We start from the raw sequence: 23,797 nt of genomic DNA, 5'->3' as shown, positions 1-23,797 counted from the left end.
ATGCGATATGGCGACGACTACCAGCGGAACGTATAGCTGCCCGAGCCGACTTCCAAGACGGCATCTCCGCCCGTTTGACTCGCCGACCGGACGCCCGCGGCTTCGGCCAACGCGTCGCCGCTCTCCGTCACAGCGTCCAGCTTCGCCCCCGGCAACCGGATTTCCGCCGACGTATTCGCCGGAATCGTCACTTCGAGCCGCACGCCTCCGTCCGCTTCCTTTTCCCAATTGGAGCGAACTTCCCCGTACATCGTCTCGAGCCGCCCTTCCGCCCATGTCAATCCTTCTCCCGGCCGAGGACGGACGGTAATCCGCTTGTAGCCCGCCCCGCTTTCGGCCGTATCGATGCCCGCGACGACGCGGTACAGCCAATCGCCGATCGCCCCGTACGCGTAGTGGTTAAACGAGTTCATGTCCCGGCTCCAGAAGCTCCCGTCTTCCTTGATGCCGTCCCAATGCTCCCAGATCGTCGTCGCTCCCTTGGTCACTTGGTATAACCACGAAGGATAATCTTGCTGGAACAACAACTTGTAAGCCGCATCGGTAAGTCCGTTGTCGCTTAGCACGTGGTTCAAGTAAGGCGTGCCGACGAAGCCGGTCGTCAGGTGGAACTTGCTTTCCTCGAGCAGCTCCAGCAGCTTGCCCGTCGCGCGCGTCTTCGCTTTGCCTTCGAGCAGCCCGAACATGAGCCCGAGCACTTGACCGGTTTGGGTCGGAACGGACAATCTGCCGGACGGCGTAACGAATTCCTCGGTTAACGCGTCTACGATCCTTTCGTACAGTTCTCCGTAAGCCGCCGCGTCCTCCGCCTTCCCGAGCACTTCCGCCGTTTTCCGCACGAGGGAGACCGAGTAAGCATAGAACGCCGTCGCGATAAAGTCCCTGTCCGTCGCGCCGATATACGAATCCGGCTTCGAATCGAGCCCGAGCCAATCGCCGAAGTGGAAGCCCGTATTCCACAAATATTCATTTTCTCCTTGGCTTCGCATATAACCGATCCAAGCTTGCATGCTATCGTATTGCTCTTCCAGAATCCGCTTGTCCCCGTAGCTCAAGTAGATCGTCCACGGACAGATGACCGCCGCATCCCCCCATGCCGCCGACGAGAACGAGCCCGCGTTCAGCACGTGCGGAACGACGAACGGAACGCCCCCGTCTTCCCGCTGATCGGCTTTCAAATCCCGGCTCCACTTCGTGAAGAACGGAGCTACGTTGCGCAGGTACGTTGCCGTGCGGATAAACATCTGCGCGTCCCCCGTCCAGCCAAGGCGCTCGTCGCGCTGCGGGCAATCGGTCGGCACGTCGAGGAAATTGCCCTTCAGCCCCCACTCGATGTTGTGCTGAAGCTGATTGACGAGCGGATCCGAGCAGGCGAAGCTTCCCGTCCGCGGCATGTCGGAATGCAGCACGATGCCCGTAAAATCGTCCGCCGAAATCGCGTCCCCGAATCCGATCAGCCGGACGTAGCGGAAGCCTTGAAACGTAAAGCGCGGCTCGAACGTCTCGGACGCTCCGCCCTTCAAGACGTAACGGATCGTCTGCTTCGCGGCGCGCAGGTTGTCGACGTAGAAGTTCCCGTCCGCGTCCAATACTTCGGCGTGATGGATTTCCACCTCGCTTCCGGCAGCTCCCGACACCGTAAACTTCAACCATCCGACCATGTTCTGCCCCATGTCCAGAACGGTCTCGCCTTTGGGCGTCGAGAACATGCCGATCGGCTTGATTTCCTCCTGCTTTCTCACCGTCTCGTTCTCTTGGGCGATTAGCGCGTCGTTCGAACGATCGATTAGATCGACCGCCTTCCACTCTCCGTCGTCGAAGCCGGGACGGCTCCATCTTTCAAGCTCCAGCCGCGCGTCGTACGTTTCGCCGTGATAGATTTCCGACAGAAGAATCGGACTGCCCGCGGCGCGCCAGCTTCCGTCGGACAGCACGACCTGTTCCGTGCCGTCGAGGTAGGAAATGTGCAGCTCGAGGAACAGCGCTTTTCTGTCCCCGTAAATATTTTTCTGCCCGTCCCAAGCCAGATTCCCTTTGAACCACCCGTTGCCGAGCACGGCGCCGATCGCGTTGTCTCCCGCGGTCAACAAATCCGTCGCGTCGTAGGTCTGCACTTGAAGCCGGCTGCCGTAACTCGTCCACCCTGGCGTGAAATAGTCGTTCCCGACCCTGCGGCCGTTCAGCTCCAGTTCATACAGCCCTTGCGCCGTCGCATAAATGCGGGCTTGCTTCACGCCGCCCTTCGCCTCGAAAGCTTTGCGAAGGAGAGGACTTCTGTCCGGTTCGGCTTCTCCGGCCGCGAGCGGCTCCGCGATCCACTTCGCCCGCCACTCCGCTTTGTCCAGAACGCCCGTCTCCCAGTAGGATGACGCCCACGCGGAAGATGAGCCTTCGCCTTCCCATGCCCGCACCCGATAATGGTAGCGCTTGCGGGAAACGACCCTTAAGCCCTCCAGTTCGACGTGAACGGACTGGGTAGACGCCACTTTCCCGGACGACCACGCCAGCCTCTCGAACGTTTCGGTTTCCGCGACCTCGATTTCGAACGCGGTTTGCACCGTCGCCCTCCGGTCGGATATGATTTTCCAACTGATTCTGGGGATTGCGACATCGATGCCGATCGGCCGATCCTTGTATTCGCATAGCAAGTCCTTAATCTCGATCATAGACCTAAATAGCTCCTTTCGGATATTCGGGATTTACGTCTATGATATAATGATCATCAAGTTAAGTATTGCGGTATTTCGGACATCATTACTAGGTATAACGGACATTTCATCCGGACCGACAAATCAATACCGGGAGAGTGATTCGCATGATCCGATCGGTCCAGACGTTCAAGTCCGAGCACTTTTTCGACGACGGTTTCCCTCTCTACGTGAACAGGGCAACGGAAACGTTCCATATTCCGCTGCACGATCACGATTTCATCGAATTCGCTTACGTCGCCGAAGGCGGCGGTTTTCACCATATCGACGGAGAAGTACGCGAAGCCGCCAAAGGCCAGCTGATCTTCATTCCGATCGGCACGTCCCACGTGTTCCGGCCGGCGTCGACGAACCCGGACAAGCAAGCGCTTATCGTCTATAACTGCCTGTTCTCGCCCCGTCTGCTGGAGAAGCTGGCGGGTATCGCCTCCGACCCGGCTCTGCTCGCCGACCTGCGCCTCATGCAGGATGGCCGGCTCTCCTCTTACACGCTGCGGGATGCGGACGACGCGATCGGTAAGCTGTTCCTACAGCTTCACCGGGAATATTCGCTTCCCCGCCAAGGAACGAACGATTTCCTGTGCGCCTTGCTGCTCCAGCTGCTCGTCGTCGCCTTACGCGCCAGATCGGATGCTCCCTCTCCGGCCTCCCGCAAGTTCGATCGCTTCGATCAATTGCTCGCTTATATGGAAAGCCATATGGCCGAACCGTTAACGCTTTCCCGCCTCGCCCGGGTCAGCCTGTGGAGCGAACGCCACCTGCAGCGTTTATTCCTCCGTCATGCCGACCAGCCGTTCCATCTCTATTTGCAGTCGATGAGAATCCGCAGAAGCTGCGAATTGCTTCGCCATACGCCGCTGAAGATCGCCGCGATCGCCGAGGAAGTCGGCTACAAGGACATCGCCTCCTTCTTGTCCGCGTTCAAGAATCATGCCGGACAAACGCCAAGCGCCTACCGCAAGGCGGCAGGCGCGGATCGAACATGACCGCCGGCACCGACTCCATACGCCGACGAACGTGAACGGGTTCTGATCGGGTCCGCCTCCGTTGCGGCCGAGCACGTACGTCTGCGCGACGCCGTCAGCGAGTTAATGAACGCCAGAACGATATTATAGAAAATAACGGGCGACATGAGCGGGATCGTTACCGACCTCAGCCTCCTCCACCATCCCCCGCCATCGATTTCCACCGCCTCGAGAAGGTACTGCGGCACGTCCTGCATGCCGGCCATGAAAATGACGATCACGCTGCCCGCTCCCCGCACCGCGATGATGAGCAGCGACGGAATGACGGAGTTCGGGGCGCAGGAATGGCTTACACGGATAAGGAATCGTTTCCTGGACAGTCTGCCGGACTAACTTTTTATTCCGGTCATCGTGATTCCCTCTACGAAATACTTTTGACCGATCAGATAGAAAATGACGCCCGGAGCAAAGGACAGGCACGTGGCCGCCATCGTCAGCGACCAGTCTGACTTTAATTGACCTCTAAAATTGGTAAGCCCCAACGCAATAGTGTATTTTTCGCTCGAATTAATGTAAATCATCTGTTGGAGCAAATCGTTCCATAAGCCGATAAAGATAAACAACGCGACGACGATCATGGCAGGCTTGATCGCCGGGATAATTATGCTGAACAAGATGCGGAAGTATCCGGCGCCGTCTATCGTTGCCGCTTGGTCGAGTTCTCTCGGTATGGAGATGATGAACTGTCGGATCAAAAAGATATTAAAAGCGCCGCCGCCGCAGAAATAAGGGAGAATCAATGGCAGATAGCTGTCATGAATCCCGAGCCCCCGTGTCCACCCGATGTACAGCGGAATGAGCGTAACCATGGCAGGCAAAAGCATAGAACCGATGCAAAGGGCCCAGAGCAACCGTTTGCCCCGAAACCGTAACCTTGCAAAAGCATATCCGCATAAGGTGGCCGTAAACGTTCCCGCCAAACAGGAAGGAACGATAATCGCCATCGTATTCCATAAATATTTCCAAAACTTGAATACCTTCAGTGTTTTTTCATAGTTGGAAAACAGCCAATCTGCCGGCATTAGAGATGGCGGAAATTTGTAAATCTCGGCATTCGTCATCAGAGACGTACGGAATATCCACCAAATAGGAAAGAGTACGAGGCAGGCAAAGAAAACGACGACTACAAGCGTTATGATGTTCATCGTTTGATTACTGCGTTTCTTGCTCTTTAGTCTGCCGAATGCTACTTCGCTCATTTGTCGTCGCCCCCTTCAGAAAAGATCCATCGATTTGACGTCTTGAACAATATAGCAGTAAAGCCCGCAAGGATGACGAAAATAATAAAGGTCGTCGCACAGGCATAGCCCAACCTGTAATTGACGAAAGCCTGATCGTACATCAGATAAGTCATGAATCGGGAAGAATTGCCCGGGCCGCCGTTGGTCAGTGAAAGGGCCGGCGTAACGACCTGGAGATTGGCAATTAGACTCATCAACAAGTTGTAAAAGATGATCGGCGAAATGCTGGGCAAGGTGATATGCCAGAAACGTTTCCATCCATTCGCGCCATCCATTTCAGCCGCTTCATGATAAACGATTGGAACGTTCTGAAGTCCGGCCAAAAATATAACGATCAAGTTCCCCGCCAGCCAGACCGATATCAACGAGAGAGAAGGGACTACATATCTGGAATCCGCAATAAAGAGAACTTTATTTAATCCGATTTCGGAGAGAAGATAGTTAAAGAAACCAAAATTCGCCTCGTAAAGCCAGGACCATCCTACGTAAATGGCGGCTGCCGGCAAAACAAACGGCACATAAAATACAGCTCTGAAGAAACCTCTTGCCGGAATTTTACGGTTCAACAGAATCGCGATGAAAAGCGAATAAATCATGCTTCCGGCTACGGATAAAACGGCGAAGTAGATCGTCGCTATAATCGATTCTTTAATATACGGGTCGGTGGTAAATAGCTTGATATAATTATGGAGGCCGACGAATTCGGGTTTTGTTAACCCTGTCCAATTCGTCATACTGATTCCCAGCACGCCCAGAAGAGGCAGATAAGTCAGGAAGATCAATCCGAGGAAGGCAGGAATCAAGCATATATATGCAACACGTGCCTCGCTCGAATAAATACGGGAACGGCGTTGCGGCGGTTTATTAAATGTTTCCATATCTCGCTCCCCACCTCATGTTTGAAGGATGACCGCCACTTGAGTGATCTTGGCGGTCATCCTTCCATTTCCTATCCTTTATTTTTCGCCTTTATTGGCTGCTTTCAAAGCTTCGAGATTTTTGGTAATGGCGTCCTTGGCGGTCGTTTTTCCGGTCCAAACATCACCCAGAGTCGATCCGAGCAAGGTGTTAAAGTCCGTCGTATGATTCGTAAAGAACCAGGAAGCGGGTCTCGCGGCGGAGGATCGCGCATAATCGACTACCGCAGACTTGTATTCTTCATACGGAGGGAAGTTCGGATTGTCGACCCATTTATGGGTGAACGTTTCATCCTTATACCACTTATCCAGCGTCGGCATCCAAATGCCCGACGAGATGAGTCCCCAGTTGTTTTCTTCTTGGTTGTACCATTTGAGCCATTCCATCGCTTCTTGCGGATGCTTGGTCTGGGAGAATACGACATTGGCACCGCCCGTGTTGAGGGTAACCTTATCCTTCATGTAAGGCAATACGGCAACGCCATAATGATTACCTGCATCCTTCCACGCATTCAGGCTGGTTCCCACGTTCCATGCACCGTTCGTGGCCATGGCAACCGTTCCTGCAATGATGGTGCGCTGAATGCCATCATCGGTTTGTCCGACGGACAACGGGGCAACATGATCTTTCAAGTACAGATCCGCGACTTTCTGAATCGCTTCTGTACTGGCGTCTTCCCCGATTCTAACCTCTGTACCGTCATTGGAATAGAAACCGCCGCCATTGCTAAGCGTCCAGGCTTCCAACTGCCACGTCAGATTTTCGACGGATGCGCCATACTGAACGATGCTCTGCGAATCAAAGCCATCCTCGCCAGGATGTTTGCCTTTCTTGTCATTCGTCAACTTCTTGGCCGTTGCTACGAATTCGTCCCATGTCCATGCTTTATCAAGTACGGATGGAGGATAAGGCACGCCTGCTTTGTCGAACATGTCTTTGTTGTAGTAAAGGAGGAGGATTTCATTGGCGGAAGCATAAGCTACGGTTTTGCCTTGATATTTGTAAGCCAGGCTATCCAGCGGCTTGCTATCGCTTCCTTCGTACATGGCGCTTAGATCATTCAGCATTCCTTCGCTAGACCACTGGATGACGCCATCCTCCCGCATCATCCCCGTATCCGGCAATTGGCTCGCCGTTGCCAGCGTATTCAACTTGGTCATGTAGTTTTCGTAAGGAATCGCTTGCACTTCGACTTCGATTTTGTCTTGGGAAGCATTAAACTTGTCCGCCACTTCCTGGGTTTTGCTTCCTTCTTCCGCGCTTCCCCACATCGAATAAGTAATCTTGACCTTCTCCGTCGATTTCTCTGGCGATTTCTCCGGCGACTTCTCCGGCGAGTTTGAAGCACTTCCCGATGGAGCTGCGCTGTTTGTCTCGTTGTTGTTGTTCCCGCAGCCTACGACACCGAATACCATTGCAGCTGCGAGCAGACCTACCCCAAGTCTCTTTCCTGCTTTCATTGACCCGTTCTCCCTTGCTTTCACATAATCCCCTCCAACTTAATGTATTTCTTCCTTATTCTAAATTTCCTGCCGCTCTAGCGGAGGAAAATTGTTAACTCTCTCGGACACCCATACCTTCATCTCCCCGGCTCCCCGGTTCGCCCATGCGAAGTAGGGGATAAAACGAATCGTCGACGGCTCAAGCCGAACGTTTCCTCCCGGTCGGTACAGGCTTTGCTCCCACCCGCCGTCATCGATGCGATAAGCGGGCAACGCGATCGTCAGCACCCCTCCGAGCAAATCGGGCTGAAACTTCGCGCCCGCGTCGTCCGGATCGCCGTTTCCATCCGAGGCTATCGGATCGAGAACGAGCTGGTGCAGGTTCGGCCCGTTGTCGGCCTCCTCCGCGCAATAGACGATCGGTCCTCTCTGGATCGCGACCTTGCCGATCGTCTCGCGGATGAGCGGATGGCCTCTCATGCGGCGTACCTCCATCGGAAGGGTGAGGTGGACGATGTCACCGTCCAGCCATACGCGATCGATATAGACGTAACCGTCGACCGAAGCGAATTGCTCCGGCGGAACGGGGGACCCGTTGACGAAGATGTGCGGCTCGCCGCTCCAATCCGGCACCCGAAGAGCGAGCGCGAATGTTGTCGGCCTCTCCAGGCCGATCTCGAACCGGACGCGGCCTTCCCAAGGCAACTCCGAATGCTGAGAAATCGTTACCGCTTCCCCTTCGACATTCAAGACGGCTTCTCCCCCGATGTACAAGTGGGCGAAGATCGTGCCGCCTTTCACGTCGTAGACATAGGACCCAAGAGAAGCGAGCAGCCTGGCGATATTGGGCGGGCAACAGGCGCAGCCAAACCACTGTTGGCGCTCGACCTTCACGTGCTCGAAGACTTTGTTTTTCGCGCTGCCTTCCGGCCAAACCTCCAGCGGATTAACGTAGAAGAAATGTCTGCCGTCCCGGGACATGCCTCCGATGACGGTGTTATAGAGCGCCCGCTCCAGCACGTCGGCGTATTCGCTACGCGGCTCGATCTTCAGCATTCGGTGCGCGAAGAAGATCAGCCCGATCGACGCGCACGTCTCCGCGTAGGCGGAATCGCTCGGCAAGTCGTAGTCGAGCGTGAACGATTCGCCCTGGGCCATCGATCCGATCGCCCCCGTCACGTACATGCGCCGCCGTACGATGTTCGACCACAAATCCCGACAAGCTTGAAGCAGCTCCGCGTCCCCGGTTTCCGCCGCGACGTCAGCCATGCCCGAGCACATATAGACTACCCTCACCGCGTGGCCTTCCGCCGTCTTCTGGAGCCTGACGGGAAGGTGAGCTTGGCTATAGGCTCTATCCTTCGCGATTCGCAAACTCGGGAAATGCGTACTCCCGCCCCTTCGCTTGAATTCCTCGTCGTAGAAATGAGGCGCCTTCCCGCGTTCATCGAGGAAATACTTCGACAGCTCCAAATACTTCCCGTTGCCCGTTGCCCGATACAGCTTGACGAGAGCGAGCTCGATTTCTTGATGGCCGTCGTATCCATGAATCTGATCGTCGCCGGGGCCGAACGCCTCCCCGATGCAATCGGCCAGTTTGCAGGCGACCTGAAGAATTTTCTCCTTGCCCGTCGCTTTCGCGTACGCTACCGCCGCTTCGATCATGTGCCCCGCGCAATAAAGCTCGTGGCATTCGGCAAGATTCGTCCAGCGTCCTTCCGGCTCCTTAAGCGTAAAATAAGTGTTCAGATAGCCGTCGGCCTGCTGGGCTTCATCGATGATGTCGATGATCGAATCGGCGATTCGTTCCAGCTCCGGATCGGGCCGCTGATCCAGCAAATAGCCGACGGCTTCGAGCCATTTCGCCACGTCGCTGTCCTGGAACACCATCCCGTAGAACTCGCCTTTCTCCATCCCCGCCGCTATTTTGAAATTGCGAACCGCATGACTCGGCTCCGCATCCGGTACCCGGTCGTTCAACGCTTCCCATTGATAGGGAACGACCACTTCCCGGACCAACCTAATATATTCGGACCAAAACGGATCTTCAATCCGCACCCGATTCAACCGCAATAACGACGACCCGAACTGTTTGACCTGCATTTCCTGTTCCACCCGTTTCTCTCCTTCTCTCCTCTAAATGCCCAACGCCTGCTCCTAGCCTTTCACGCCTCCAACCGTCAATCCTTCAATGAAGAATCTTTGGAAAAACAAGAACAGAATCAAGATCGGCAAGATCGTCAATACGGACCCGGCGAGCAGTACCTCATAGTTATTGCCGACCGGCGACAGCAAGGCGGTAAGCCCGATAGGAAGCGTAAAATGATCCTGCGAACGAAGTACGATAACCGGCCACAGAAAGTTATTCCAGCTGAACAACGCTTGCAAAATGGTCATCGCTCCGAAAGCGGGCAGCATCAATGGCACCATGATCCGGAAGAAGATGCCCATTTCGCTGCATCCGTCTATTCTTCCGGCATCCATGAAATCCTTCGGCAGCCCGAGCGCGAATTGTCGAAAGAAAAAAATCGGAAGCGGTGCTACGACAAACGGAAGGATGACGCCCCAGATGGAATCAATGATCATGAGGTCAATGGAAAGCGTATATAGCGGAAGAATAATGATTTCCACCGGGATCATCATGACGGCCAGCACGAGAATGAAGACAAGATTTCGGCCTCTGAATGAATACATCGCCAAACCATATCCGACCATCGATGATAGAAGCAAACAAATAAATGTGAATAGCAGCGTAATGATGAGGCTGTTTTTATACCAAATGAAATAACTCTCGGAACCGCCTTTTGCGGCGAAAATGGCCTTGTAGTTTGCTAAAGTCATGACATCGAAATCCAACCTTACGTTTAATCCGTAACGGAACAATTCCGAGGCTGGTTTAATTGAAGCCAGAAACAGAGCGTACAGCGGAAACAAAGCTATAACGGCCAAGCCGACGAACAACAAGAGCAGGAAGACGGAGGAGATCGACCATTTGCGTTTTTCCGGCATTCCGCTACTCCTCCCTTTTGAACAAGCCGAACAGTTTTAACTGCACTAGGCTTGCGATCAGGGTGATCCCGAGCAGCGTCAGGCCCACCGTGGAGCCGAACCCGAGGTCGAAATATTGGAACCCTTGCTGGTAAATGTATCCGACCATCGTCAACCCGATATTTTGCGGGGAGCCTCTGCTTCCCCATAGCATGTAACTTTCCGTGAACATGGCGTAACCGCCGTAGATCGTAATCGTGAGCACGTAAACGGAGATCGGCTTGAGAAGCGGAACGGTAATCTTAAAAAATTTCCCCATCGTGCCCGCGCCGTCGATTTCGGCGGATTCGTACAATTCCCGCGGAATGCCTTGAAGCGCCGAGAGAAAATAGAGCATGTTGATCCCGGCCCAGCGCCATGTCGCGAGAAAAACCAAAGCGAACATGCTGAGCGTCGGATCGAGCAACCATTTTTTACTGGACGCTCCGAACAGGTGAACGAAAGAATTCATGATCGCTCCGTCCAGCTCGCTAAATACCAAACGGAAGATGATCCCTGCGACGACGATAGAAGTCAAAGCGGGAATGAACAGCGAAGCTCGAAACCAATTGCGCGCCTTCATCATTTTGGCGTTCAGAAAAACGGCTAATACGAGTGGCAACGGAATAAGCACCAGAAGCGTCCAGAACGTGTACCTGGTATTGTTGTAAAGCGCCGTAAAGAAATCTTTGTTCATCAATTTTTCGTAGTTGGCCCATCCGACGAATCGGATCTCCCCCGGCAGAACGCTCTGAAAGCTCATCACGACCGCCTTCACGAGAGGGTATGAAAAAAAGAGCAAAAAAGAAAGGATAAACGGCATGATGAACAAGTAGGGGGCTAACTTCTGCGAACTGCCCCATCCGGACTTCACTTTCTCTGGCTGCAAGTTATCCCTCCTCTGCTTGGCTCAGAAGTATCACCGGCATGCCGGGCAATTGCGCCCGGCGATGCCAGCGATTCGTATGCTCAATACGTAAAGATCGGATGAGGATTAACCTTTGCGGAGCTGCTCGGCCGCTTCCTTGATGACTTTCTCCGGTTCTTTGCCGAACTGGAATATTTTAGGAACGATGTCGTTGCGGACGGCGTCAAACACTTTTGGCGAAATCTCGCGGATGTTAACCGGATAGATCTCATCCTTGATCTCGATCAGCGTATCGAAAATGTCCGTTCCGAAATAGTCGGTGAACTTGTTCGATTCCTTCATCGCCGGATCGGACCAAACTTCCGTGCGGATCGGGTCCATGCCGAGTTGCTTCCACACTTGGATGTTGCCTTCCTTGGATAATTTAGCATAGGCCAGGAAGTGCTTCGCCAAATCCGCATGCTTCGATTGATTCGTAATGGTCAAGCCCGTACCGCCCATACCTGCCGAGCGGTTACCGCCTTCATCCCATGCCGGCATCGGACGGATGATCATTTTTCCTTTCAGATCCGGCATTTCGTCGGTGAAACGGTTCATGAACCAGAATGGCATGAAGACCGATGCGGCGCTGCCCGCGTTCATGTAGGCTTTGTATTCCGGCGTGTCGTGACCCGCTCCCGGAGCGATGGCCGCGATTTTGAGGTCGACCAGCTTCTTGAAGAACGTCATTGCGCGAATGTTGCGCGGGTCGTCAACCGTTACTTCGCCGTTCGGCCCGACTTGGTCCGACTTCAGTTGATTGATCGCCGGCCACCAGGACCAGTTGCCCGCTCCTTCGAAAGTGATGAACGGTTTGCCCGTTTTTTCGACGACGATTTTGCCGTACTTCTCCACATCGGACCACAATTTGATATCATCCGGGTTCACGCCGGCTTTATCCATCAATTCTTTGTTGTAGTACATAACGGTCGCGCCGACGTGCATGTCGACCCCGTAGTATTTTCCGTCTTTGCTGTAAATGTCGACTCGGGACTTCACGATGTTAGGAATTTCCGGTTCGACGATATCGTTCAACTCCACCAGCTGCGCTTCTCCTTTCATGAAGTTCGGAAATTTGCTCTGTTCGACGTCCGCCAAGTCCGGTGCGCCTTCGCCGGATTGCAGCGCGAGCAGCAAACGGGTGTGCATGTCGTCGTATGGAATGTTTTGCGCGTCCAACTCGATCGGTGTATCCGGATTATTCTTGTTCCATTCGTCCGCCATGAACTTGTAGAAGTCGGCGTGCTGCTGCACGAACGTCCACAGCGTCAGCTTCGTCGGCTCGACCGGCGCTTGGCTCGACGCCGGTTGCGATTCGGAAGCCGGCTGACTCGCGGAAGCAGAAGGCGAATCGGACGGTAAAGCGGATGGGCTTGAATTATCGTTTCCGCCTCCGCAAGCGGTCAACATCATGCCGAGAAGCAGAATCAAAGCCAGTGACAAAATCCCTTTCTTACGCATTCCCTCATCCCCCAAAATGATTTTATATGCCAAATCCCTCTTTGTGGATTATAGCCGATCGTTAAGAAATCGCTTTCAAAGGCAGCGGAGGCAAGATGACAAAATGCACGGTGACCGCAACCAGAATCTAAACGTTTAGATTAACGTGCGTAGTTTTGCATATTTTTGTCGAATCACTCGTGAAACTCTAGCCTCTTGCTTGTTTGGATCCATTATCCCGTGATTACGCTAATGTAGGGCTGTTTGCGGTTTCACTCGGAATCTAAACGTTTAAATAATTTTCTAACTATTTTATATCACAGGTGTAGAACTTGTTGCAAGCGCTTTTTTTTACAATCGATACCATTCATTTGACTACCGTTTCCTTGCCTGGTTCGGAGACAAAAAAAACGCCCCATTCCTTGAAGAAGCCGTTTCTGCCTCTATCGAAGTCGGAATGGGGAGTATGGGAAACCTTCCAAAATCCAATGTTCAGAGATGCCTCAAGACGCGTCTACCTCTTAGGCGGCGCCACCGAATCTCTTTCCAGCAATACGCATTGGGGCACTTGCTCCGGGTCGGCGTCTTCCCCATTGACAAGACGAAGAAGCGACCTCATCGACGAATAACCCATCTCGTGCAGGGGAAGAGCCATCGTGGTGATACGCGGATTCAAGTAATCGCTGAATTCCCGGTTATCGAATCCGATAATCGACAAGTCTTCCGGAACGCCGACCCCCTTCTCCCGTGCCGCCCGCAACGTACCGACCGCCATCACGTCATTCATGACGAGAATGGCGGTCGGAGGTTCGGACAGCTCCAGCAATTCTTTCGTGAGTCTTAAACCCGAATCCAATCCCCAATCCCCTACCTTGATCAGCTGCGGTTCAAAAGGCAGTTCATATTCCGTAATCGCTTTATAATAGCCGTTGAAGCGGAGCCTCGAAGGAATGGAGTCCATCAGGCCGGTAATCACGGCTATTCTGCGATGTCCCTTGTTAAACAGGTAGCGAACCGCGTCATAAGAAGCTTGCTCGTCATTATATTGAATGGAAAGATCATTCTGCGCGTAGCAGTAGGTGTAAACGATCGGTTTTCCCTGGGTATCAATCAACCCGGTCACGTCGCGCGGATGAATCCCGATATAAATCATGCCTTCCACTTGCTTCGCAAGCAGGTCGGAGACGGCATTCACGGCATATTTGCGGTAGGCTTCCACATCTGCATAATGATGACCCACCCTCCTGTGAAGCCTCAGGTTGGTCAGGACGATATGCAGATCGTGGCGGTCCGCGTAATCGTTAATGCCGTCGATGATTTCAGGAACGTTAAATACCGTGACGTCTTCCGCGATCACGCCGATCGTGTTCGTTTTTTTGCTCTTTAAGCTTTTGGCGATGTCGTTCGGCTTGTAATTGAGCTCTTCAATGACCCGGAGAACCCGTTCCTTCGTATTCAATCGCACGTTGCGCGTTCCGTTCAGAACATAAGAGACGGTGGCGATGGAAACGTTCGCTTGGGCAGCGATTTCTTTGATACCGACTTTTTCCATCTTTACGAACGCCCCCCCGTAATCATTTAAACGTTTAGATCGCATAGTTAATATTGTTATATCATTTTCATCATAACAAATGCAAGAGCTTTCGCGTTCGAATCTTCGAAATCGCTTCCTGTACGACATAAAACCTCGTTGCTCCCGAATGGGCAACGAGGTTGGAATATCTAATAGGCGGAATCGAATTGCGCTTGGCCTTCTCCTTCAACCGTCCATCGCCCGACTCACCGCTTCGAGCACGCGCGCCGACTGGAAAGGCTTGATAATGAAATCTTTGGCCCCGCTTTGGATCGCTTCGATAATTTGGCTTCGCTGACCCATCGCCGAGCACATGACGATATTCGCGCCGGGATCCAGCTTGCGGATTTCCTTCACCGCCTCCAAGCCTTCCATGATCGGCATCGTAATGTCCATCGTCACGAGATCCGGGCGCATCGCCTTGTACTTATCGATCGCTTCCTGACCGTTGGCCGCCTCCGTTACGACTTCGTGGCCCGCTCCAACCAATATATCCTTCAGCATAGCCCTTAAAAACGCGGCATCGTCCACGACCATGATTCTCGCCATCGGAATGACCTCCGTGCTGAAACTCTCAAGTAGGCCGCCGCGGATGCAACGCCTCCATTGAATCATACCGGAGGAAACTTAACAAAATCTGAACAGCCTACGCCAACCTGCCGGTGTACCACTCGTCGAACCAAGCTTGGATGTCCGGCTTCGGACGCATGCCGAACTCGTCGCCGAGCATGCGCACGAGATTCGCGTATTGATGGTACACCTCGGACGATTGCCCGAGAGCGTCGTAATGGCGCATAAGCCCGAAATAACTGTCTTCGATTTCCGGAAACCGGGACTGTACCTTTTGGTAGATCGCTATCGCTTTCGCGCTCTCACCTCCGGAGGCGGATGCCTTCGCTTCGAAGGAGCCCGCCAATCTCAAGGCGCCTTCTAACCACAAGGCTCGCACCCTCTCCCTCTCCGGCTCCGCCCACAGAAAGCTTTCCGCCTCCAAATAATCCCCGCGATAGCCTTCCAACAGAAGCTCTTGCCATTTATCGGCGTCTCCAACCTCCGCGGCAACCGCTACGGCTTGCTCCCATTGCGAAGCGTCAATGCCCGTCATCTGCGGAAGCACGAGCCGGTATCTGCCTTCCTTGTACTCGACCTTAAGCGGGAAGTTCGCGTTCTTCATCGTCTGGCGAATATGGTACAGACTCGTATGCAGCAGCGTCGCGGCTTTATCGACGTCGCCGTCCGGCCATAACGTGTCGATCAGCTCGTCCTTGCTCGGCGATCTATCGCCGCAATGAACCAGGTAAGCGAACAACTCCCTCGCTTTCGCCGTCCGCCATTGAATGTCCAGCAGGCTTCCTTGCGCATCGTGGAAGCCCAGACGTTGAAGCAGGCAAATCGTATGCAAGGAAGCTTTTCCTTCATCACTGGAACCGCCGCGAGCAGCGGCGCGCAGCCGCTTGAGCGTCATGTCGAGCCGGCCGAGTTGGACCGGTTTCAACAAATAATCCGCGGCGTCCAGCTCGAACGCTTCGACCGCATATTGCTCGTAGGCGGTAACGAATACGATCTGCAGGTCGGGCTTCGACGTCTGCAATCGCGCAGCAAGCTCCAGACCGTTTAATTCGGGCATTTCGATATCCACGAAGGCGACGTCGAAACGGAGGCTTCCCTGCTGCTTCAACGCCTCGCGCGGATCGCGGAACGATCCGGCCACGTCGATCCCGTTGCGTTCCAATAGGCGCGTTAAGCTATCCAGCGCCGGGCCTTCGTCGTCGATGACGATCGCTTTCATCCTTTTTCCTCCTCGTTCGTCCGAATCGTCGGAATGGCGAAGCCGACTTCGGTACCGACGCCTTGTTCGCTCGCGATCTCCAGTCCCGCCCCGTAGACGTTGATCAACCGGCGATGTACGTTTCTAAGCCCGATGCCGCCGGCACGGGCGTCGCCCGACAGCACCGCTTCCGCCTTGCCCGGCGGAAAGCCGACGCCGTCGTCGATGACGCGGACTCGGTAGCCGCCCTCCTCTTTGCTCACCCGAATCGTCAAGCTCCCTCCCTCGAAACGAGGAAGTATGCCGTGCCTCAAAGCGTTCTCGACGAGAGGCTGAACGGACAGCGGCGGCAAATAAAACTCCGCGAATTCGGGCAGATCGACCTCGACCCGCATCCGGTCTCCGAACCTGGCCTGCTCGATCTGCAAATACGATTGAACGAGCGCCCATTCCTTGGAGAAAGGTACGCGTTTATCCAGATTCCTGAGATCGAAGCTACTGCGCAGGTAATTGCCGAAGCCGACGAGCAGCTCGCGGGTTTTGTCGGGATCGGTCTCGCTTAAGCTGGCGATCGTATTGAGCGTGTTGTACAGAAAGTGCGGTTTGATCTGCGCTTGGATGAATGCCATTTCCATATGGAGCCTTTCGCCGATCGACCGCTTCATCTTCAGCAGCGTCTTGGCGCGCGCGCGGAACTCGGAGGCATCGATCGGCTGGGTAACGTAGTCGTTCGCCCCCGCGTCGAATCCGACGAGCAGATCCGCGGGCTGGTTTCTCGACGTCAAGAACAGTACCGGCAAGTCATAGAAGGAACGGGTCATGCGAATGCGTCGGCACAAGTCGTATCCGGACATGCCGGGAAGCATGACGTCGAGAACGACGAGCTCCCAATCGCCGCCGCTTTCCAGTTCCTTCAAGCCTTGAAGTCCGTCCGTTGCGACGACGACGCTCAGCCCTTCCTGCTCAAGCAAATTCGCCATGACGCGGAGCGCGACCGGATCGTCGTCCACGACGAGCGCTTGCGGCGCGTCCGTCGATGCGGCGCTCCCGTGCGAGCTCGGAGAGGCGAATCCGTCCTCTATCTTCGTCGCGGCAATCTCGTTCCGCCTTCCCCATTCTTCTATGCCTTTCGAAGCGCCGGAGACGGGCGCCGCCGGCAGCGCGAAGCTTATGAAGAAGTCCCCGTCGGCACCGCCGCTTCCGATCTTCAGCTCCCCGCCAAGCAGCTGGATCAGCTTGCGGCTGATGTCCAGGCTCACTTCCGACGTATCCGTTGTTTCCGTCGCTTCGGGCAGCCCTTCGCGGGCGGCTCTCACGGACACAAGCGTTTTCCGGCCTCCACCATCCGGCTCCGCTTGCACGGACACGACGCCCTTCGCGCCCGCTTTGATCGCGTAATGGAGCAGATTAAACAGAATCTGCATCAGGCGACGCTCGTCCGCGAACATGTGCGGGACGCCCGGTTCCGTCCGGTTCGCGAAGCTGATTTTGCCGTCGGCCATATATCGCATCGCCTCCAGCACGCCGTTGATCGCCATCCGGATATCGACCGCGCGAAGCTTCAGTTCCACCCCGCCGTCGTTCAGCTTGGACAAATCGAGAATGTCGTCCAACATATACGCGAGTCTTCTGCCCGTCGTCACAAGCAACGCGAGCCGCTCTTGCCTGCCCTCGTCCCGCGAGCCCGCCTCGCCTTCCTCGATCATCAACTGCGCGAGATTGATCATCCCGTGCAGCGGCAAGCGGATTTCCTGGGACGTATTCGCGAGAAAATCGTTCTTAAGCCGGTCCGCGACGAGAAGCCGGTTCGACAGCACTTCGATTTGCCTCATGCCGGTGAAGAACCGGTGGGCGATATAGAGCGCCATCGCAATGACGAACACGATTCTCTCGAGCGGAGGAACGGGTACTCCCGGGGAATAACCCCAGTAGTTCAATGCTTGCAAGACGCTCTCCATCAGTAGGCAAGCGGCCGCGATCAACGTGTAGACCGCGCCTTCTCCCCGCTTTAAGCTTCCGGAGACGAGAACGACGAAAGCATAGAAAAACATCGGGGCGTCGAGGAGCATCAGCAACTGCTCGAACCGGGAAAACACCGAGGCATCCGTCGCCAAGACGAACGCAATGGATGTCGCCAAGATCGCCAGAAGCGTTCTCTGCGTTCCGGCGCGTCCGTATTCCGGAAACATCGCGCACGCGAATAGAAAGAGCGAACCGTAAAGTCCCAATGACGATAACGTCTGCAATTTCGTCTGCCAGTCGTAGTCGATGCCCGGAAATAACCAGAATAGCAGCCTTTCCCCGTGCGTAGCCCAGAAGAGCAGCGACAACCAGAAAAACGAACTGAAATACAGCAGTTCCTTTCTCTCTCTGCGGTATGCGTACAGGATAAGAAAAAACAGCCCGCTCACCGCGTAGAAACCCATGAAGAACAGGTTGCCTACCGACCGCAGCTTCGTCTCCCGATCGACCGCGCCCGCCTCGCCGAACCGGATGTCTTCGAACAGGCCGCCCAATCTGCCGTAATCGAAATTGGCTGCCGCGAAGACGATTTCCGTCGTGCTCCCGATCGGCGTCCACTTCGCCGTGTACGGCTCGACTTCGGGATCCGTCGATATCCGGTCAACCCCGGGGACGCCCCGTTGTCCGGCAAGCTTGCCGTCGATGTACAGCTTGTGCGCGGTTCTTACGATCTGCACCCTAAGAGCGTATGGCTTGTCGTCGCCGGGCGGCAGCTTGATCGTCAGCTTGTACGTCCCGTAGCCGTATGCGGTTTTCTTGTCCTTCGAGACCACGCTGTCCCAGCCTCCGGGCACTTTAAGCGACACGACTCCCGGCACGGCTCCGTCTAACGGAAGACCCGATTCGGGAGTCAGCAACGCTCCCGGATAGAAGATCCATTCTCCGCGTAGCGATAGGACCTTGCCCGAATCGGCCTGCCAGCCGGTCAAATCCAGCGTACCGTCTTTCGCGGCATATTTCCCGGACGGATCTCCAACCATCCAGACAAATCGGACCAGCGAAAATACCGCGAGCACGATCGCGATGATCCACCACTTGTTCTTCATGTCCGTTTTCTCCGTCATTCCGCGTTTCGACATTTTTCTCGCTTTGCCTAATCCAATTCTACGTGCGGCGGTCTCGTTCCTGCCTGAGCTTTCGGTGCGTTATGCGACTTCGCGATTCCGTACCATACGGAATGGAATAATCCAGTTAATTCGCTGCGTATTGCTCCGAACTCGCTCACGAAATGGAAAAGTCCATTTATTTCGACCTTATTCTTCGAATTCCATTCAAAACTGCAGAATTTAATGGACAAATTCATTTACTTAGCCGCATCAGTCCGAAATGTGAGTTTTTAATGGATTTTTCCATTTGGACGGACAAGCCCCCTTCCCTGTACAAGCCAAAAAGCCCGGAACGATTCTCGTTCAGGGCTTTTTCGAAATCCGCTTACCTGCTCGCGCCGCCACCGCCGGAAGAGCCGCCGCCTCCCCGGCCTCCGCCGCCTCCGCCGCCGCCCCTCCTGCCGAACATGTTCAGAAGGAAGAAGGTGAAGGCGCCGCCCGTCAGCTTGAAATCGAGCACGAGCAACAACACGATGCCGATCCCGAGAATGAACTTCACGTAACCGGGCATCCCTTGAAAAAATCCGTCGTCATTACCGTACGACAGGGGCGGAACGCCTTCCACGGAGCCGGAAGCGTCCAGCCCGTATTCCGCCGCCGTTTCACCAACGAGCGCTCCTTGCGTCTGGGAGAAAGCGACGTCCAATCTGCCCGCGTCCCGATTCGGGACGAAGTAACGATCGAGAATCGCCCCGGCTTTGCCGTCCGTAATCCGGCCTTCGAGGCCGTAGCCGACTTCGATCCGCACGTGCCGGGTCTCGGCTTCGTAGAGCAATAGCACGCCGTCGTTCCGCTCTTTGTCTCCGAGTCCCATCGAGCGGAACCGGGCGACCGCGACCTCCTCCAGCGTCCTTCCCTTAAGCGATTTGACCGTGACGACGCCGACTTGGGCCGTCCCCGTCTGCTCATGCAGCCAGACGGCGCGACCGTAAAGCTCGTCCTTCGTCTGCCGAGGGAGAATCCCCGCTTCGTCTTGCACGTACACGCCGTAATCCATAGCGGCGACGGCCGGCCGCGCCCCCGCGAAGAAGGATACGAATGCAGACGCGAGGAGTAGCGACAGCAAGACGGCTTCTTTGAATTCGCGACGATAGGCGGCCATGATCAGAACTGCACTTCGGGCACGGTTTCCGCGCCGGGAGCCGCCTTGAAGAACGTTTTCTTATCGAATCCGAACATCGAAGCGAACAATGCCGCAGGGAATTTCTTGATCTTCGTGTTATACGTCGTCACCGAATTGTTATAATCCTGGCGAGCGACCGCGATCCGATTCTCCGTGCCGGACAGTTCGTCCATCAGGCGGGTAAACTGGGCGTCCGCCTTCAAATTCGGATAATTCTCGACGACGACGAGCAACCTGTTTAACGCCCCTTCGAGCTCGGCGTTCGCCTCGGACTTCTCCTCCGTCGTGCCCGCGCCTGCTAGCTTGCTTCTAGCGTCCGCGATCGATTGGAACACTTCTTTCTCGTGAGCGGCGTAGCCTTTGACCGTGTTGACCAAGTTCGGAATTACGTCTTCCCTGCGTTGAAGCTGCGTGTCGATCTGCGCTTCTTTGTTGTCCACCGCCGTCTCGGACGATACGAGACCGTTGTAAGAGCTCACGGCGGCCATAATCAGGATAATCGAGAGCGCTCCGACGACCAAAGCGATAACTGTCGAACGTTTCATGCTTGTCCCTCCATCGATTAGTTCCTACCCTTATCGTTCCCATCCGGACGTCTAGATGAACATGCGATGCCTATTCTCCTTCGCTTTCCTTAGTAGCTAACCGCCGCCTCCAGCAGCGTAATCGTCGCGTCGTACGCGTTCATCGTCGCGTAAGCTCCGATCGGGATGGCCATTTTGTATACGCCGTGCCCCGATGCCACGTTCATAATCAACGGTTTGCCGAGCGGCACGATGAATTCATCGATGAAATCGTCGTATGATTTACCGTAAGCGTCCTGGCAGCTCGTGCATTCGCCCATTAAGATGCCGTTGCAATCCCTGAATTTCCCTGCCAGCTTCAATTGCTCGAAATAACGGTACACCGTGTTGACGGGCTCGTGTACTTCTTCCAGCAGCAGGATTTTCCCCCGAGTATCGACCTCGAACGGCGTGCCGAGAGCGCCCACGAAAGAAGTCAGGTTCCCTCCGACGATCGGCCCACTCGCGATTCCGGGCACTTTTCCTATAAGCGGCGTCCCTTCCGGATTGGTTAACGGGCGAGGAACGACGGACGAAGAAGTTGCCGTGAAAAATTGTTCGAAATTGTACGGCGGCGTACTCGGCTTGAAGTCGATCAGCAGCAAGCTATGCAAAGTCACGATGCCTGACAGCTGCGTAAGCGCGTTAAGCAGAACCGTGATGTCGCTGTAGCCGCTGACGATTTTCGGATGATACCTGATGAAACGATAATCCAAATACGGCAAAATGCCCGCCACGCCCACGCCGCCGCGCGTCGGCAAGATCAGCCTGACGTCGTCGTTCGCGAACATGCTCATCAGATCATCGGCGCGTTCTTCGTCGGTACCGGCGAGAAAACCGTTCGCGGCGTATACGAAGCGGCCGAGGATGACATTGAGGCCAAGCGACTCCAAATACGCGATCCGCTCGTCGATCGTCTCCGGCGCGAGAGGGCTGCCCAGCGTGACGATCCCGACCGTATCCCCGCGCTTTAATGCCAGTGGCTTGATCGCCATCCGAATCCCTCCGCATCGATGCTGCCGCTATCGCTATCTATATGAGAAAGCGACGGAGAATATCAGCATTTCGCTGGTAAAATAAGTGCGCTATATCGCGGATCGATCAGATGCTATACTTCATTCATCAATCTGCACCAATCTTATGAAATAGGGGAAAAGAAATGGCATCTGCAATCAAATGGACGATTCTGCTTCTTGGCGGAATCGTCGTAGGCATCTGGTACGGTGCGAAAGGGACTGAGGCCTTTACCCCGTTGAGCGCCATCGTCCTCTTCGCATCGATACTTGTCTTCTCTATTCTCGTCGTGTATGCGCACGCGATTTACGTCCTGCGCTTCTCGAACAACCCGAAGGAAGTAGAAGCTTACTTAAAGAAGGCGGTCAGAAACCCGTTCTATGAAGCGGGCGTCGATCTGATGAACGGCAACATCGCTCATGCGGCGACCGTCGCCCGCAACATTAAGAACGAACAGCAAAGAATCATTATTATGACCGACATTCAGATCGAATGGAAGAACGCGGAAGCCGCGGCGCAACTCGCCTCCCGTATCAAGCACCGGGACACCCGCTACGTTTTTTTCGCCCATATCGCCTTGCTTCGCTCAGACTGGAAAGCATTCGAGACGGCGAAGAGCCGCTTGAAGAAACCCGCCGTTCTGTTCGCGTTGGACGCGAATGCCGCGTTCCGCAAAGGCCAAATCGAGGAGGCGAAGCGCTGCGGCGACTTGGCTATCGCGAATGCCAAAGGCCTCTTAAGATATTCGTTCATGAAAACGCTCGAGAGGCAACAAAACAATCCGAATCGGGAAAGCTACTTCTAGCCGCTCCGCTTTCATCCATCCGCTTTACATCCCTCAGATGATTATGTATAGTTACTTACAATAAGTAATTTAGTTCATGCGAAAGAGGGAATGTTAACGATGTCCTATTCCATTCATGCGGATACGAAGCTCGGGGAATTGAAGCTGAAGGTGCGCGATCTGGCCCGTTCGGTGCGTTTTTACTCGGATATTATTGGCTTTAAGGTATTGAAGCAAGAAGGAAACGTCGCGCTGATGACCGTGGACGGGGAAAATGTGTTCCTCGCGCTGGAACAACTTCCGGACGCGGTACTCGTGCCCGAGAGATCGGCGACCGGGCTTTACCACTTCGCGATTCTCGTGCCGACGAGAGAGCAGCTCGGCATCTCCCTTCGCAAGCTCGCGGAATCCAACATTCGTATCGGCCAAGGCGACCACCTCGTCAGCGAAGCTCTGTACTTGTCCGACCCCGACCAGAACGGGATCGAAATTTATCGCGACCGTCCGCGGTCGGAATGGACGAAGGACGAGGCCGGCAACATCGTGATGGGAACGGAGGCGGTCGATATTCAAGGGTTGCTCGCCCTCGCGGGCGACAAGCCGTGGACCGGCTTGCCTGCGGACACGGTGCTCGGCCACATCCATCTTCACGTCGATCATCTCGCGACGGCCAAAGCCTTCTACTGCGACGTTCTCGGCTTCGACATCGTCGCCGACATGTCCCGCCGGATGGGCGCCTATTTTATCTCGGCCGGCGGTTACCATCATCATATCGGCATGAACATTTGGGCGGGCGCCGGAGCCCCCCGTCCGCCGGAGAACGGCACCGGTCTCGATTACTACACGATCGTCTTGCCTTCGGCCGAACAGCTTCGGATCACGTTGGATCGACTCGGCAAGGTCGGCATTCCGGCCGCCGAGCATCAAGGCTACTGGCTCGTCCAGGATCCTGCCGGCATCTCCGTACGGTTAAGCGCCGCATCCTAAGCGAAGCCTCCATAACTATTCTTGAACGACAACACCCCCATGCGAATCGCGAGGCCACTGAAAAAGTCCATTTCCGCTAAAAGGTACAGACTCTCATTAATTTGAGGGGGCTGTGCCTTTTTCTTGTATAATTAAAGTATTATGTTGGA

At 54.8% G+C, this 23,797-nt stretch carries 19 protein-coding genes; 3 read left to right on the top strand and 16 right to left on the bottom strand.

Annotated features, from left to right (window positions below):
- Positions 1–17: 17 nt before the first annotated feature.
- Entirely contained in the window at positions 18–2,666 is a 2,649-nt protein-coding gene (locus ACFPPD_RS18540) for a family 78 glycoside hydrolase catalytic domain (RefSeq protein ID WP_209749189.1), read from the bottom strand.
- Between the two features lie 149 nt (positions 2,667–2,815).
- On the opposite strand from ACFPPD_RS18540, the gene ACFPPD_RS18535 reads away from it, so the two are divergent.
- On the top strand, positions 2,816–3,694 hold the full coding sequence (locus tag ACFPPD_RS18535) for a helix-turn-helix domain-containing protein (protein ID WP_209749188.1): 879 nt from the start codon (positions 2,816–2,818) through the stop codon (positions 3,692–3,694).
- On the opposite strand, the gene ACFPPD_RS18530 is transcribed toward ACFPPD_RS18535, so the two are convergent.
- From ACFPPD_RS18530 to ACFPPD_RS18460, 15 genes are all read right to left on the bottom strand, one after another.
- Positions 3,661–3,996 carry a carbohydrate ABC transporter permease gene (locus ACFPPD_RS18530; RefSeq protein WP_378082869.1) on the bottom strand — a complete coding sequence of 112 codons (336 nt, stop codon included), beginning with the start codon at positions 3,994–3,996 and terminating at the stop codon, positions 3,661–3,663. The two genes, ACFPPD_RS18535 and ACFPPD_RS18530, sit on opposite strands and share 34 nt — an antisense overlap.
- Before the next feature lie 66 nt (positions 3,997–4,062).
- Positions 4,063–4,932 (bottom strand): carbohydrate ABC transporter permease, encoded by an 870-nt coding sequence (locus ACFPPD_RS18525; RefSeq protein ID WP_209749186.1) that lies wholly within the window; start codon positions 4,930–4,932, stop codon positions 4,063–4,065.
- Complete coding sequence (locus ACFPPD_RS18520; protein ID WP_209749185.1) at positions 4,929–5,852, bottom strand: carbohydrate ABC transporter permease; 924 nt, start codon at positions 5,850–5,852, stop codon at positions 4,929–4,931. Before ACFPPD_RS18520 ends, ACFPPD_RS18525 begins: the two co-directional genes overlap by 4 nt.
- A gap of 78 nt (positions 5,853–5,930) precedes the next feature.
- Positions 5,931–7,352 (bottom strand): ABC transporter substrate-binding protein, encoded by a 1,422-nt coding sequence (locus tag ACFPPD_RS18515; protein WP_209749184.1) that lies wholly within the window; start codon positions 7,350–7,352, stop codon positions 5,931–5,933.
- Between the two features lie 60 nt (positions 7,353–7,412).
- Positions 7,413–9,449 carry a glycoside hydrolase family 127 protein gene (locus ACFPPD_RS18510; protein ID WP_378082824.1) on the bottom strand — a complete coding sequence of 679 codons (2,037 nt, stop codon included), beginning with the start codon at positions 9,447–9,449 and terminating at the stop codon, positions 7,413–7,415.
- Between the two features lie 42 nt (positions 9,450–9,491).
- Entirely contained in the window at positions 9,492–10,343 is an 852-nt protein-coding gene (locus ACFPPD_RS18505) for a carbohydrate ABC transporter permease (RefSeq protein ID WP_209749183.1), read from the bottom strand.
- Between the two features lie 4 nt (positions 10,344–10,347).
- Positions 10,348–11,250 carry a carbohydrate ABC transporter permease gene (locus ACFPPD_RS18500; protein WP_378082821.1) on the bottom strand — a complete coding sequence of 301 codons (903 nt, stop codon included), beginning with the start codon at positions 11,248–11,250 and terminating at the stop codon, positions 10,348–10,350.
- A 105-nt stretch (positions 11,251–11,355) separates the two neighbouring features.
- Positions 11,356–12,729 (bottom strand): ABC transporter substrate-binding protein, encoded by a 1,374-nt coding sequence (locus ACFPPD_RS18495; protein ID WP_209749182.1) that lies wholly within the window; start codon positions 12,727–12,729, stop codon positions 11,356–11,358.
- Positions 12,730–13,222: 493 nt separating this feature from the next.
- Positions 13,223–14,260: a LacI family DNA-binding transcriptional regulator gene (locus tag ACFPPD_RS18490; protein ID WP_209749181.1), complete on the bottom strand. Its 1,038-nt coding sequence runs from the start codon at positions 14,258–14,260 to the stop codon at positions 13,223–13,225.
- A gap of 207 nt (positions 14,261–14,467) precedes the next feature.
- The gene (locus ACFPPD_RS18485; RefSeq protein ID WP_209749180.1) at positions 14,468–14,830 is read right to left on the bottom strand and encodes a response regulator; all 363 of its coding nucleotides are present in this window, start codon (positions 14,828–14,830) and stop codon (positions 14,468–14,470) included.
- 97 nt (positions 14,831–14,927) lie between these two features.
- Positions 14,928–16,070 (bottom strand): response regulator, encoded by a 1,143-nt coding sequence (locus ACFPPD_RS18480; RefSeq protein ID WP_209749179.1) that lies wholly within the window; start codon positions 16,068–16,070, stop codon positions 14,928–14,930.
- Positions 16,067–19,117, bottom strand: coding sequence for a hybrid sensor histidine kinase/response regulator (locus ACFPPD_RS18475; protein WP_209749178.1), 3,051 nt, complete (start codon positions 19,115–19,117; stop codon positions 16,067–16,069). The genes ACFPPD_RS18480 and ACFPPD_RS18475 overlap by 4 nt, the downstream gene beginning before the upstream one ends.
- Positions 19,118–19,502: 385 nt before the next feature.
- The gene (locus ACFPPD_RS18470; RefSeq protein WP_209749177.1) at positions 19,503–20,279 is read right to left on the bottom strand and encodes a TPM domain-containing protein; all 777 of its coding nucleotides are present in this window, start codon (positions 20,277–20,279) and stop codon (positions 19,503–19,505) included.
- Between the two features lie 2 nt (positions 20,280–20,281).
- Positions 20,282–20,845, bottom strand: a complete 564-nt coding sequence (locus tag ACFPPD_RS18465; RefSeq protein ID WP_209749176.1) for a LemA family protein — start codon at positions 20,843–20,845, stop codon at positions 20,282–20,284.
- Positions 20,846–20,934: 89 nt separating this feature from the next.
- On the bottom strand, positions 20,935–21,858 hold the full coding sequence (locus ACFPPD_RS18460; protein WP_209749175.1) for a S66 peptidase family protein: 924 nt from the start codon (positions 21,856–21,858) through the stop codon (positions 20,935–20,937).
- A 164-nt stretch (positions 21,859–22,022) separates the two neighbouring features.
- On the opposite strand from ACFPPD_RS18460, the gene ACFPPD_RS18455 reads away from it, so the two are divergent.
- Both ACFPPD_RS18455 and ACFPPD_RS18450 read left to right on the top strand, forming a co-directional pair.
- Positions 22,023–22,682: a hypothetical protein gene (locus ACFPPD_RS18455; protein WP_209749174.1), complete on the top strand. Its 660-nt coding sequence runs from the start codon at positions 22,023–22,025 to the stop codon at positions 22,680–22,682.
- Between the two features lie 99 nt (positions 22,683–22,781).
- On the top strand, positions 22,782–23,648 hold the full coding sequence (locus ACFPPD_RS18450; protein WP_209749173.1) for a VOC family protein: 867 nt from the start codon (positions 22,782–22,784) through the stop codon (positions 23,646–23,648).
- Positions 23,649–23,797 lie beyond the last annotated feature (149 nt).

The organism is Cohnella suwonensis, assembly GCF_042655365.1.
In the GTDB taxonomy this organism is placed as follows: Bacteria; Bacillota; Bacilli; order Paenibacillales; family Paenibacillaceae; genus Cohnella; species Cohnella suwonensis.
The sequence above is the reverse complement of the archived record's forward strand: the minus strand, read 5'-3'. Positions and strand labels throughout refer to the sequence as shown.

Coding starts and splice junctions, on each gene's coding strand:
- ACFPPD_RS18540 (WP_209749189.1), bottom strand. CDS start 2,666: ATGATCGAGATTAAGGACTTGCTATGCGAATACAAGGATCGGCCGATC.
- ACFPPD_RS18535 (WP_209749188.1), top strand. CDS start 2,816: ATGATCCGATCGGTCCAGACGTTCAAGTCCGAGCACTTTTTCGACGAC.
- ACFPPD_RS18525 (WP_209749186.1), bottom strand. CDS start 4,932: ATGAGCGAAGTAGCATTCGGCAGACTAAAGAGCAAGAAACGCAGTAAT.
- ACFPPD_RS18520 (WP_209749185.1), bottom strand. CDS start 5,852: ATGGAAACATTTAATAAACCGCCGCAACGCCGTTCCCGTATTTATTCG.
- ACFPPD_RS18515 (WP_209749184.1), bottom strand. CDS start 7,352: ATGAAAGCAGGAAAGAGACTTGGGGTAGGTCTGCTCGCAGCTGCAATG.
- ACFPPD_RS18505 (WP_209749183.1), bottom strand. CDS start 10,343: ATGCCGGAAAAACGCAAATGGTCGATCTCCTCCGTCTTCCTGCTCTTG.
- ACFPPD_RS18495 (WP_209749182.1), bottom strand. CDS start 12,729: ATGCGTAAGAAAGGGATTTTGTCACTGGCTTTGATTCTGCTTCTCGGC.
- ACFPPD_RS18490 (WP_209749181.1), bottom strand. CDS start 14,260: ATGGAAAAAGTCGGTATCAAAGAAATCGCTGCCCAAGCGAACGTTTCC.
- ACFPPD_RS18485 (WP_209749180.1), bottom strand. CDS start 14,830: ATGGCGAGAATCATGGTCGTGGACGATGCCGCGTTTTTAAGGGCTATG.
- ACFPPD_RS18480 (WP_209749179.1), bottom strand. CDS start 16,070: ATGAAAGCGATCGTCATCGACGACGAAGGCCCGGCGCTGGATAGCTTA.
- ACFPPD_RS18475 (WP_209749178.1), bottom strand. CDS start 19,117: ATGAAGAACAAGTGGTGGATCATCGCGATCGTGCTCGCGGTATTTTCG.
- ACFPPD_RS18470 (WP_209749177.1), bottom strand. CDS start 20,279: ATGGCCGCCTATCGTCGCGAATTCAAAGAAGCCGTCTTGCTGTCGCTA.
- ACFPPD_RS18465 (WP_209749176.1), bottom strand. CDS start 20,845: ATGAAACGTTCGACAGTTATCGCTTTGGTCGTCGGAGCGCTCTCGATT.
- ACFPPD_RS18460 (WP_209749175.1), bottom strand. CDS start 21,858: ATGGCGATCAAGCCACTGGCATTAAAGCGCGGGGATACGGTCGGGATC.
- ACFPPD_RS18455 (WP_209749174.1), top strand. CDS start 22,023: ATGGCATCTGCAATCAAATGGACGATTCTGCTTCTTGGCGGAATCGTC.
- ACFPPD_RS18450 (WP_209749173.1), top strand. CDS start 22,782: ATGTCCTATTCCATTCATGCGGATACGAAGCTCGGGGAATTGAAGCTG.